The 11,554-nt window shown below is 40.1% G+C and carries 15 protein-coding genes; 4 read left to right on the top strand and 11 right to left on the bottom strand.

What is annotated here, in order from left to right:
• The 3 genes from ACWIUE_RS11805 to fliR all read right to left on the bottom strand — a co-directional run.
• Window positions 1-354 (bottom strand): hypothetical protein (locus tag ACWIUE_RS11805; RefSeq protein WP_454136986.1); only part of this gene is annotated, 354 nt, incomplete at its 3' end.
• A gap of 134 nt (window positions 355-488) precedes the next feature.
• Entirely contained in the window at window positions 489-848 is a 360-nt protein-coding gene (locus ACWIUE_RS11800; RefSeq protein ID WP_454136985.1) for a DUF5666 domain-containing protein, read from the bottom strand.
• A 97-nt stretch (window positions 849-945) separates the two neighbouring features.
• Window positions 946-1,716 carry a flagellar biosynthetic protein FliR gene (fliR, locus tag ACWIUE_RS11795; protein WP_454136984.1) on the bottom strand — a complete coding sequence of 257 codons (771 nt, stop codon included), beginning with the start codon at window positions 1,714-1,716 and terminating at the stop codon, window positions 946-948.
• Between the two features lie 67 nt (window positions 1,717-1,783).
• Between fliR and ACWIUE_RS11790 the strand changes: the two genes are divergently transcribed.
• Window positions 1,784-2,050 (top strand): hypothetical protein, encoded by a 267-nt coding sequence (locus ACWIUE_RS11790; protein WP_454136983.1) that lies wholly within the window; start codon window positions 1,784-1,786, stop codon window positions 2,048-2,050.
• A 6-nt stretch (window positions 2,051-2,056) separates the two neighbouring features.
• On the opposite strand, the gene ACWIUE_RS11785 is transcribed toward ACWIUE_RS11790, so the two are convergent.
• The 3 genes from ACWIUE_RS11785 to ACWIUE_RS11775 are packed head-to-tail and all read right to left on the bottom strand — an operon-like array spanning window position 2,057 to window position 3,265.
• The gene (locus ACWIUE_RS11785) at window positions 2,057-2,188 is read right to left on the bottom strand and encodes a hypothetical protein (RefSeq protein ID WP_454136982.1); all 132 of its coding nucleotides are present in this window, start codon (window positions 2,186-2,188) and stop codon (window positions 2,057-2,059) included.
• Window positions 2,175-2,327, bottom strand: coding sequence for a hypothetical protein (locus ACWIUE_RS11780; protein ID WP_454136981.1), 153 nt, complete (start codon window positions 2,325-2,327; stop codon window positions 2,175-2,177). The genes ACWIUE_RS11785 and ACWIUE_RS11780 overlap by 14 nt, the downstream gene beginning before the upstream one ends.
• Window positions 2,328-2,359: 32 nt before the next feature.
• A complete protein-coding gene (locus ACWIUE_RS11775) occupies window positions 2,360-3,265 on the bottom strand; it encodes a hypothetical protein (protein ID WP_454136980.1) in 906 nt (301 codons plus the stop codon).
• A gap of 149 nt (window positions 3,266-3,414) precedes the next feature.
• Between ACWIUE_RS11775 and ACWIUE_RS11770 the strand changes: the two genes are divergently transcribed.
• Entirely contained in the window at window positions 3,415-3,552 is a 138-nt protein-coding gene (locus tag ACWIUE_RS11770) for a hypothetical protein (RefSeq protein WP_454136979.1), read from the top strand.
• Between the two features lie 172 nt (window positions 3,553-3,724).
• Here ACWIUE_RS11770 and ACWIUE_RS11765 read toward each other — a convergent pair whose 3' ends face one another.
• From ACWIUE_RS11765 to rpsB, 4 genes are all read right to left on the bottom strand, one after another.
• Window positions 3,725-3,883: a hypothetical protein gene (locus ACWIUE_RS11765; RefSeq protein ID WP_454136978.1), complete on the bottom strand. Its 159-nt coding sequence runs from the start codon at window positions 3,881-3,883 to the stop codon at window positions 3,725-3,727.
• A 12-nt stretch (window positions 3,884-3,895) separates the two neighbouring features.
• Window positions 3,896-4,549, bottom strand: a complete 654-nt coding sequence (locus tag ACWIUE_RS11760; RefSeq protein ID WP_454136977.1) for an ABC transporter ATP-binding protein — start codon at window positions 4,547-4,549, stop codon at window positions 3,896-3,898.
• An 86-nt stretch (window positions 4,550-4,635) separates the two neighbouring features.
• A complete protein-coding gene (tsf, locus tag ACWIUE_RS11755) occupies window positions 4,636-5,694 on the bottom strand; it encodes a translation elongation factor Ts (RefSeq protein WP_454136976.1) in 1,059 nt (352 codons plus the stop codon).
• Window positions 5,694-6,497 carry a 30S ribosomal protein S2 gene (rpsB, locus tag ACWIUE_RS11750; RefSeq protein WP_454136975.1) on the bottom strand — a complete coding sequence of 268 codons (804 nt, stop codon included), beginning with the start codon at window positions 6,495-6,497 and terminating at the stop codon, window positions 5,694-5,696. Before rpsB ends, tsf begins: the two co-directional genes overlap by 1 nt.
• A gap of 258 nt (window positions 6,498-6,755) precedes the next feature.
• Between rpsB and ACWIUE_RS11745 the strand changes: the two genes are divergently transcribed.
• Entirely contained in the window at window positions 6,756-10,235 is a 3,480-nt protein-coding gene (locus ACWIUE_RS11745) for a hypothetical protein (protein ID WP_454136974.1), read from the top strand.
• Window positions 10,236-10,451: 216 nt separating this feature from the next.
• Here the strand turns inward: ACWIUE_RS11745 and ACWIUE_RS11740 are convergent, their stop codons facing one another.
• Window positions 10,452-10,586 carry a hypothetical protein gene (locus ACWIUE_RS11740; protein WP_454136973.1) on the bottom strand — a complete coding sequence of 45 codons (135 nt, stop codon included), beginning with the start codon at window positions 10,584-10,586 and terminating at the stop codon, window positions 10,452-10,454.
• Window positions 10,587-10,595: 9 nt separating this feature from the next.
• Here ACWIUE_RS11740 and ACWIUE_RS11735 point away from each other — a divergent pair, with 9 nt between their 5' ends.
• Window positions 10,596-11,507, top strand: coding sequence for a glycosyltransferase (locus tag ACWIUE_RS11735; protein ID WP_454136972.1), 912 nt, complete (start codon window positions 10,596-10,598; stop codon window positions 11,505-11,507).
• Window positions 11,508-11,554 lie beyond the last annotated feature (47 nt).

Here is an 11,554-nt window from a genome sequence, read left to right as displayed (position 1 = left end):
GATAAAATCAAACTTGCCACGAATAAGATATAGCAAAATCATCGATGATGCCACCACAAAGCAAACGCCAAAAATCTGCGGTAGCGGGGACAAATCAAGTGTGCCTTTGCCAAAAGTCGCCACTTCGCTCAACATAAAGGGTATCAAAAAGCGACTAAACACGCCTGCATTGCTTTCATCGCTAATGCTGTGCTGAAAATCATCTGCATAATAAATATCCCCGCGAAGCAGGGCAAAAAGCGCGATTATATAAAGCAAAATGCCATAAATTAAGGCATTTGTGAGATTCTGCGAATTTACAAAATTTCGCACGATTTGGCACATTTCACACCACGCTAATTTATATTTTTCCATATTTAGTTCCCTTGATGATAAAAATGCGGATTGTAGCAAATGCAAACTAAAAAAAATGGGTTGAAAGAATGACTTGAAAAAAATTCGATTCGCAGAATCTGCTTTTTTATTAAACAGATTCTGCGATTTGTGATTTAATACGCGGGATTATTAGTGCATTTTAGCTCGATTTCTTCGGCAATATACACGGGCGCACCCGCGCTCCCCGCATTTTGCGTAGCGTATTGCCCTGCGACACTTGCCATATTTGGGAAAACTTCGGCTTCAACAAACGCGCCTTGCTTCAAATCCACGAATTTGCCAGCCAAATCCGTCCCAAAAATCCCGCAGTCATCTAACTTAATCTTTGTCTGTGGCAAAACCTGCACCAACACGCCGTTAATCGTAATGGTTTTGTTTTGATTGTCGATGCCTGTGATTAGCCCATCCAAATCCATACCGCCAGCAAACAGCCCACTTGCGCATAGAAGCGCACCTAATGCCAATTTTTTCATCTTTTCTCCTTTTAAATTTTATTTTTGGCGATGAAATATTTGCAAAGATTTGTGAAATGGTTGTGAAATTTTTTTGATTCGTGCTATGAATCGCATTTTAAAGTCCCATAAATCTTGCCACAATCTTAAATGCCACCAAAATTTCTTCTCTAAAATGAAACATCATCGCAGGGAGCGCGATTATCAGCACCACAAAGGCAACGCCCACTTTTAGCGGAAGCCCCACCACCAGCAAGTTGAACTGCGGGTGAGTGCGCGTAATCATACCAAAAATAATTTCGCTTAATAAAATAATCCCCACCACAGGGAACGCAATGGTAAATCCAATCACAAAAATCCCACCAGCCGCCTTTAACACATACAAAGGCATATTTTCACTTAGCGCAAAACCGCCCAAATGCGTGGCAGTTAGGCTATTTGCGATGAGCGAAAAAACGATATGATGAAAATCTAACGCCAAAAACACCATAATCGCAACCAAACTCAAAACCTGCGCGATGATGAGATTTTGCGCCCCACTCACAGGGTCATACGCGCTCCCCACGCTCATACCAATGCTAAACCCCAAAAGCTCCCCTGCATACGCGATTGCATTAAACACCACTTGCAAAAAAAACGCCGCAATAAAGCCAAAAAGCAGCTCACTTAGCCCTGCTACGATAAACTCCAAAATCGTTATGTTTGTGTCAAATGGTGGCAATAGCGGGTAAAAAACAAGTGCCAAAAAGAAAATCATCGCGCCTTTCACACTGATGGGGATTAGTCGCGAATCAAAAAATGGGAAAAACGCGACAATACCGCTGAATCGCAAGATGAGAAGCAAAAAGTTTGCGACATTGCCATCGCTTAGGTAACTCAATAATTCCATTTAATTAAACTCGCTTTGCATTGTTTGGCTTTTTTCAATTCGCTTTTTTGGTGCGTCTTTCGCAGATTTGGCAAAACAAGGCGAAGCCGAAGTTTCTTTATCCAAATTTTCACCGCAATCCCTTCTGTTATTTTTTTCGCGCAATGCAGAATTTAGATTCTACGATGTGAAATTATACGATTTTTTGCTAGATTCTGCTAAAAATAGCATAAATTTTGCACTACGAATCTATTCTCCCGTCATTGCAAGGCGAATCGTAGATTCGCCGAAGCAATCCAAATCACGCGAATCTAAAAGGCAAAGAAAATCAATGACCCAAAAAATGAATCAATAAATCATTTTAGAATCTAAACCACAGATTCGCATAAAGTCCGAGATTCACATTTGATTCAATAGTCGCTGAAATAGATTGCTTCGGCTTTTTTAAAGCCTCGCAATGACGAAGTTTTAGCGCGAATCTACAAAAATTCACGCGCCTCGCAATGACGATAAATTTCACCCTGTGGCATCATTGCGAGGCGAATCATAGATTCGCCGAAGCAATCCAAAAACGAAACGCCTCCGTCATTGCGAGATTCACATAGCAAATCAAAACTACAAGATTCGCACAAAAAAATCCGCAAATCTTAAATGTCAATAAATCTTACTTTGCCCCATTTTCTAAAAAATACTTGCTAATATGCCCTGTGGTGCTAGTTAGCATTCGCCACGGATTGTAGAGATTTTTCGCGCTATTATCTGACACAAATTTATCCCCACATAAATCCTCTCGGACAAAAAACGCATTTACGCCCTTTAAATCCGTAGCTACAAGTTTGTAGCCCTTTTTGTGCGCAAGTTTGGTAAGCGATTCCAAAGATGCGCCGTGCAAATCGGTCGAATCCCAACACCAAGAAGCATTATAAGGCATCACATATTCGCAAGGTGGCGGGAATTTCGCGTTAATCTCTATCACAATTACGCGCGGTTTGATAACATTTATCGCATTAAATATGTGATAATCATTGCCGTCAATATCAATGCTTAGCAAATCAATCTCAACTAGCTCTTTTGCCCTTGTTTGCGCGATTAGCTCGTTTATATTTTCTGCTGTAATAAAGCTATTTAGTAGCGTTAATTTGCCAGATTCAAGCGGGGCGCGGAAATTCTCGCGAATCTTATCACAAAACTCCGCACTGCCCTCCATATACACGCCCTCCCAGCCTTGAAAAAGCAAATAATGCGTGTTGCACTCTAATCCATCTTGGACGCCAAACTCGATAAAAAAGCGATTTGTTGTGCCGATTCGATTGAAAATCTCCGCAATCATTCCGTCCTCTTCATTTTGGCTATATACCTTAAATCCAAATGGTTCAAGTCGCTTTTTGTCCGCAAACTTTGGCATAGAAAAAATCTGCTCTTTACGCATATCGCTAATTAGGCAGTGAATCTGTCGTAGTGTTTCATCAAAATGCGGTTGTGTTGTTTCTACTGCCCTGCGAATAGAATCGATTTGCTTAAAAACGCGCAATCTACCTAAATATTTACTCAAACTTTTCATTTTTGCCATTTTTTGTCCTTTTTGTTGAATTTTTGCCCCTTATGTGGGCGAATCGCTTTAAAAAAACCTAACCGCCGACTTGAATCCGCGCACAAATCTTGTGCGCGAAATTATAGATTTAAGTAATCATTTGGATTCCTTTGTGAGTGGTGTGAGAAGTGAGAAAATCCCCCTCCCTTGCGGAGGGGGCTAGGGGGTGGGTTTTATTTATAATTGCGAGATTCTGCACTAGATTCTGCGAATCGCAGAATCTAGCACAGACAAAACGAAATAAGTTTTTAAGATTTAATTTGTGAGTTTTGTGAGATAAAAAAGATAAAAAATCAGTTAGATAAAGGGTAAATCCCCCCCCCCAATAGAGTTTTTTCTAAAAGTGAGATTCTGCGATTTATAAAATCATTGCGTTTCAAAATATGCCTTTTTGTTTGAAAATTTCAAAATAAAATCCGCATTTTAGTTTGAATCAAATTAAAAAATTCTTAAAAGTATTTGAAATTTTGAGATATTTTCGCTTCGTGCGAGAATGATAAAATAATGTGATAGATTCTGCGAATCGCAGAATCTATCACAAAAATCGCAGAATCTACAAATTAGATTGCTTCGATTCGGCGTTGCCGAATCTCGCAATGACGAAATATTCTAGATTGCGCTCTCAACTAGTGCGCAATTTTTTAGCTCAAAGATTTTATCGCACATTTTCGCCAACTCCAAATTATGTGTCGCCACAATCATTGTCGCGCCCTGCGACTTCACATAGCCAAAAACGACTTCCATTACCCGCGCCGTAGTCTCCGCGTCCAAATTGCCTGTGGGCTCATCGGCAAAGATTATGCGTGGCTTTTTGGTAAGCACACGCGCGATTGAAAGCCGTTGCTGCTGTCCGCCACTAAGTTCGCCTATTTGTTGCTTTAAAATGTGCGCTATACCAAAGGATTCAAGCAAATTTTTGTCAATCGTTTGATTTGCCAAAATTGACGCCACTTGCAGGTTTTCAAGCGCGCTAAACCCGCGAAAAAGATAGTGAAATTGAAAAATTATGCCAATGACATTTCGGCGCAGACGCAAAATTTCGCTATCTTTAAGCGCGTAAATGTCGCTCCCGCCGATAAAAACGCTTCCATTTTTTGGCTTTAAAAATGATGAGAGATTGTTGATTAGTGTAGATTTGCCAGAGCCACTAACGCCCAAAATGGCGATAGTTTTGGCGGATTCCATTGTGAGATTTACGCTGTCATAAAGTTGCGATTCAAAGCTATGTCCCACATTTCGCGCTTTTAGTAAAACTTCGCCCATCATTCGCCTTTTTATAAAATTTGCTGTTTAGATTCGATGGATTTGCAAAAGATTCGCGCTTTTTTTACGCACTCAAAAGCCCAAATCTATTTCATCTGCTCTGCAACTTCTTTGGCAAAATCCCCTGCCACTTTTTCAATGCCCTCGCCTAGCTCGAATCGCACATATTCTACAATCTCTATTTTATCGCCAAGCTCGGCACTTTTTTCCTCTAAAATTTTCTCAATGCTTTTTTTGTCATCCATCACAAAATACTGCCCCAAAAAGCTCAAACGCTGGTCAAGCAAGGTGTTATCAGCGATAAATCGCTCAATCATTCCACTTGCAATCTTATCAAGCATATTTTCGGGCTTTTTTTGTTCGCGGAGTTTTGCTTTAAATTCCTCGATTTTCGCGCTCAATACGGAGGGCGTTAGCTCTTTTTTGCTGACAAATTCAGGGATATTTTTTAGCGTTTTGCCAAGCCTTTGCAACTCTTCATTGCCCTTTTTGATTTCAGCGATGAGCGCGGCTTTTTCTTTTGCGATAAATTCGCTATCAAAGCCCTCGCCACTGATGATTTTTGGCTTCATCGCCGCTGCGTGCATACAAAGATTATTGACTAATTCTTTTAGCTTGCTTTTAGATTCGGCATTTTTAAATTTTAGCGCGACAATCGTGCCGATTCGGCTATTTGAGTGCAAATACGCGCCTACAATGGTATTTGGCGTCGAATCTAATAGCGCGATTCGGCGCACCACGATATTTTCGCCGATTTTTGCAATCTCACCTTTGAGATAATCATCAAATGGGACGCCATCGACTTTTAGCGCGTTTAGCGAATCTATGTCGCTGATATTGTTTGCGTTGATTAGTTCTAGCGTTTTGGCGCAGAGATTTTTGAAAGTTTCATTTTTTGCGACAAAGTCCGTTTCGCTATTGATTTCTACCATAATGGCGCGTCCATTTTCGGCAAACAAAGCGATTGTGCCTTCGGCTGCCACTCTATCTGCCTTTTTTGCGGCTTTGGATAGCCCTTTTTGGCGCAAATATTCCACCGCTTTTTCAATGTCGCCTTTGACTTCGACTAATGCCTTTTTGCAGTCCATCATTCCTGCGTCTGTCATATCGCGCAGTTTTTTTACAAGTGATGCTGAGATTTCCATTAGCGCACCTCGCTTGATTCGTTAGACTCATCAGATTCAGCTTCCATTTTGTTCATCATTTCCTCGAAATTTTCGTCATTTTTGTCGCTATAATCGCTCGAATCTGCGCTAATCGCTTCATTTTTGTTTGTTTCGCGCCCTTCGATTATCGCCTCTGTGATTTCCTTGCAAAATAGCTGTATTGAGCGAATCGCATCATCATTCCCCGGGATTGGATAATCCACTTTATCAGGGTCGCAGTTTGTATCCAAAGGCGCGATGACTTTGATTCCAAGCGTCCTAGCTTCCTCCACTGCGATATGTTCTCTCACAATGTCGATGATAAAAATCATATCGGGCAACTTTTTCATATTGCGCACACCGCCCAAATATCGCTCTAATTTTTCTTTTTTGCGAAGCAAACTTAGCTTTTCTTTTTTGGTTAAAAGCTCGATTTGTCCGCTAGATTCCATCTCTTCGATTAGCTCCAAACGGCGAATGCTTTTTTTAATCGTCCCAAAGTTTGTAAGCATTCCGCCAAGCCACCGATAATCCACATAAGGCATTCCCACGCTATTTGCATACTCGCGAATCGTCTCACTTGCTTGCTTTTTTGTGCCGACAAACATTATACTTTTGCCCTCCGCACTTGCCTCACGCACGACACTATAAACATAGCGAAAATATCGCAAAGTCTTTTGCAAATCGATTATGTGGATATTTTTGCGAGAGCAGAAGATGAATTTTTTCATCTTTGGATTCCATTTACGCGTTTGATGCCCAAAATGCACACCGCATTCAAGCAAATCTTTCATTGTTACCATAATTTCTCCTTTTGATATTTAGTTTAAACTAGCGCATTCTTTGATAAAGATTCGAACCGAATCTCCACTAAATTAAGGATAAATGCGCTTGAATTTTGTAATTTTCGTAAAAATGAAAGCGAAATTTTAGCATTTTAAAGTAAAACTAATCTTAAAAAATTATAATTCGCATTTTTTTCGCAGAATCTAATGCAATTTTAACTTTTTACGATATTTAATAAAATTTTTTGCGAAATTCAAATTTGAAGGGATTTAGAAATGTTTAGAAGTATCTTGCTGATGGGATTTACACTGCTTTTTGCTTTTGCTAGGACTTGCGATTTTAAGGATGACAAACAAGATGAATGCGAGATTGATATCAAAAATCCGCCTTTGATGGAGCATAAGTTTATAAAAGACGATGGGAGCGAGTTTAGCGAATATCATTCGTGCATAAATGGAGGCGACATTGAGATTGATGATGTGCGCTATGAGGTGCTTGACTGCTCGATGGTTGAGAATAAAAATGGTGCTTGGACTGAGGGAGTTACCATTAGTAATGGCAAAAATCTTATAAAAAATCGCATTGTTACAATCAAACAAGATAATGTTTTGCTTCGTGTAGCAGGGGATTTTATCGTGGATAGTGGCATTAGATTTAATACAAAAAATGCTAAAAAATTCATCGTTGAGATGATTGAGGGGACAAATGCGAAAAGTAATGTCATTTTACAGCGAGGCGCGGCACTTAACGCAAATATGCTAATTATGCCTGAGGGTGGCAACTCAAATGTTGTTCTAAATACATTTTATGGCGGGATTTATGAAAAGGAATTCATCGATTTGATTAACCAAAAGTCCCCTGCCGCGCGTGGCGAAATGGAGACAATATTAAGCGTGGATGATGTGATTGCGCTAAGTCCGGATGGAAGCGAGTTAAGCGACTTTAATGGTGGCGTTTTTTGCGGACCGGAGGTAAATCCGCTTGATTTGAAAAATAAAAATTATATCTTAAAGCGACTTTATCGTGTGAAAAATGCCTCAATTGACGCACCAAGCGATAAAAATGCGATTTGCTCCGTGAAAGAAGGCGAATGCTTTGAAAATCTACTTGCCTTTAATAATCGCAAATTTGATGGCAAAAGTTTCAAAATCGCCTCTGCAAATGCGAAAATTATCCCCACTTATGACATTTTCATCGAAAGCGGAAAGATTATTTCAAGCGACAATCGCGCGATAAAAGACATATTTCCAAGTGCCAAAATTAAGGGGCAAAATGGCGGTGTGTGCGACAAACCTGCGAAATTAGCATTTGATAAAAAAGTGGTGGAAAAATATTTGGCGGATTTGGAAGCAGAAAATGCCAAAAAAATCGCCCTAGATTCTGCGAAAAACGCAGAATCTGCGGAGGAAAATACATTAGATTCTGCGAAAGATTCTGCGATAGATTCTGCAACGCAAAACGCAGAATCTGAAATGAAAATCGCCCAAAATGCGGAAGATTCTGCGAATAAATCTGCAAAAGATTCTGCGAAAAGCGAAACTTTGGCGAAAAACGCAGAATCTACGCAAGATTCTGCGACAGATTCTGCGGACAAAAACGCAGAATCTACCCAAGACTCGCAAATCGCGCAAACTGACGAGCAGCAATCGCCCATCGCTGCGGAGTTAAACGCGGAGTTAGATGAAAATTTGCAAGATTTGCTTTCGACATTCAATAGCGAAAAACTCGCAGAATCTAAAAAATCCGAGCAAAACGCAGAATCTGCCGTAGATTCTGCGGAATTAGACATTGTAAAACCCGCGAAAAAGGAACTTTTGGATATCAATGATGAATTTTTGCTCGTGGAAAAAAATGCCTACGAGCAGTTTAAAAAGTCGTGCTATGGGGATTTGCAGTGCATTTATAATGAGCTGTTGCCCTACGATAAGGTTGTGTGGAGCAAAAAGTCATCGAAAAATGCGGTAAATGAGGTGTTTGCGCTAAATGTGAGCGATGAGGATTTGACGCTAGTTTGCGAAGTGAAAAATCATTACGGCAAAAATATTAAAAAATCATTTACTTTAAGTGCCACAAACACCATCGGCATTATCGATTTGAAGTTCCCCACTTCAAGCGACACAACGCAAATTACCTGCAAAGGCGCAAAGCAGGAAAAAACTACAAATAAAATCATCGCCACCCCAGCGAAATTCGATATGGATTATAGTTTTGCAAACAATGATTTGATAATCAAAGCAGGGAATGTCAAAATCAACTTCAAAAGTGGCGTGGCACTCACAGCGGAGGGCGAAATCGATAGCGGATTTAATCAAAATTTGACACTTGATAATGTAAGTTTTGCGCAAAAAGAATACTGCGCAAGTGACGCAAGAGAGGGCATTTCCGCGCCAAGTGATTTGAGATTGCGCTTTAAGGGCGGATATTTGCAAAATGCCTCGATGGATATTGTCGCAAAAATCGTAGCATTTGGGAATTTGAAACTAAACTTCGCCATCGCAAATAACGACAAAAATTGCGCCACTTCGGCAGACACGCTAAAACCCACTTGCACGAATGCAGAAATCACAAAAGAAATCAGCATAATCCCCGCGAATTTCCGTGTGAAAACGGACATTTTAAGCACGAGCAATAAAGTCGCATATTACGGGCAGCTCGAAGATAAATTAAACTTCAAGCACAATCCGCTCTTAAAAGTCGATATCGAGGCGCTAGATAGCGATGGAAAGGTGATTGATATAAATAAAAACTGCAATTATGGCAGTGTCGAGTTAGGACTGCAAACGGATAAATTGATAGAATTTAAGCGCACTTCAAGCGATAGATTAAACTCCAAAATCATCGTGTATTTGCGGGATTTCACAAGCGATAAAGGCACTAGCATAAAGGCGTATTTTGGGATAAATAAGATTATTGATAGCTATCAAAATGCTCGCAAAATCACGCAAGGCGACCTGCTTGAACCAACCGAAATCACGCTATTTGACTTTATTTTCAACCTCCGCTTAAAAAGTGGCAAAACGCAGTTTGTGTATGATAATTTGGAGGTTTATGATAAATTAGACGAAAAGTCAAATCCAGAAAGCGTTCTTTTGGTGCGCGGGAAACTGCAAACGGACGACATAAATGGGGAAGATTCTGCGTTTTTGATTGCAAAATACGCGCTATACTGCAAAACTTGCGATAAAAATATCCTTGCAAAATACCTGCAACGCACGCCAGAGGCGGAATCGCAGTTTTGGTATATCAACACCCAGCACCCAAATAATTTCTATATCCGCGATAGATTTATTTCACATAAAGTTGAGGGTAAAAATCGCGCAGAGGCACAAAAAGAAGGCGGGAAATTGACCATCAAAAACTCAAATACCGCATTTGAAGGGCGACAAAAAATCACATTTTTGAGCGATAAAAGTGAGAATTATGAAATCACACTAGCGCAGGGAAATGGGGACTTTGCGCCGTATCTCAACTACAATCGCGCGTATAAAAATAAATACATTGCAAATGAATTTAAGGCGATGATTAAGGTTAGCGAGAAAGAACCAGAGGTAGTTGAGCCTGAACCAATCAAACCTGAACCAAAAGTCGAACCAAAACCTGTTGTAAAACCTGCTGTTAAACCCGCGCCAAAACCTGCTGTTAAACCCGCGCCAAAACCAGCAGTGAAACCAGCTGTTAAACCTGCGTCAAAACCCGCAGTGAAACCCGCCCCCAAAAAAAGCGATAAAAACATTAAGTTAGATATCGAAGATTAAATACACCAGATTCTGTGACTCGCACAAAATTCGCAGAATCTAATACAAAAAAAGCACAGATTCTACAAATTATAAAAATGGAGCAAATATGAAAATTCTCTTAATCGCAGATGATATCACCATCACAGGCGGAGCAGAGCGAGTGGTTAGCAATCTCGCAAATTCGTTTATTAATGGGGGGGGGGGAATCACATAGAAATCCTTAGCATAAATCGCTCACACAAAAATCCATCCTATCCACTTCACAAATCCATAAAAATCCAATTTATAAACGACTATCCACCAAAAAAAGAAAGCAAGATTCTGCGAAAGCTCATAGTCTTTTTTTATAAAATCAAATTTTTGGCACAAAATAAACGAATGCCCAAAACACGCGAAATCTTATGGTCGCTGAGCGATAAAGTTTTGCGCCCGAAGTTGCAAAACCGCACAAAAAATTATGATTTCATTATCGATAATTCGTGGCATAGTTATTACCCCATCGCAAAAAATCGAAACACGGCGTATATGAAACTTACACATACCGCATTTCACAAAAATGGATTTAGCGTGGATGAGAAGTATTATGAGCGGATTAAGAACTTTGACTTTCTTATCATTTTAAGCAAAAATGAACTCTCTATCTGGCAAAAATATCATAAAAATGTCTTTGTAATCCCAAACTTTCTACCACAAATCCCGCAAAAAAGCACAGATTCTGCGCAAAAAGTGGTGCTAAGCGCAGGGCGATTTTCAAGCGAAAAAGGCTTTTTGCGACTTATTGATATTTGGCATATTGTGGCACAAGACAAAGGATTCGCCGATAAAAAATGGCGACTTATAATCGTAGGCGATGGTCCCCTAAAAAGCGAGATACAATCCAAAATCAAATCCCTAAACTTGCAAGATTCTATAATCTTAAAGCCATTTACCAAAGAAATCGAGCGCGAATATTTGGGAGCAAGTATCTATGCAATGGCATCGCACTTTGAGGGCTTCCCTATGGTGCTAGTGGAGGCGAGTAGCTACGCTTTGCCCTGCATTGCTTTTGACATTGCCACAGGACCTAGCGATATTATCGCGCATAATAAAAGTGGCTATTTGGTGAGCGATAATGACTTGGATACTTACGCAAAGCATTTAATCACGCTAATGAGCGATGAATCTAAGCGCATTGCATTTGGAGGCGAAGCCAAAAGGCTTGTGGGGGAGAGATTTAGCAAAGAGGTGGTGATGGAGAAGTGGGAAAAATTATTGCGAAAAATCGCAGAATCTAGCGAAAAAATCCATTAGATTCTGCGAATCGCACGAATTTTTATGAAAACGCAGAATCTAGCGCG

Source organism: Helicobacter sp. 23-1045, from assembly GCF_053654655.1.
Note: the sequence above shows the minus strand (reverse complement) of the source record. Positions and strands in the feature narration are given on the sequence as shown.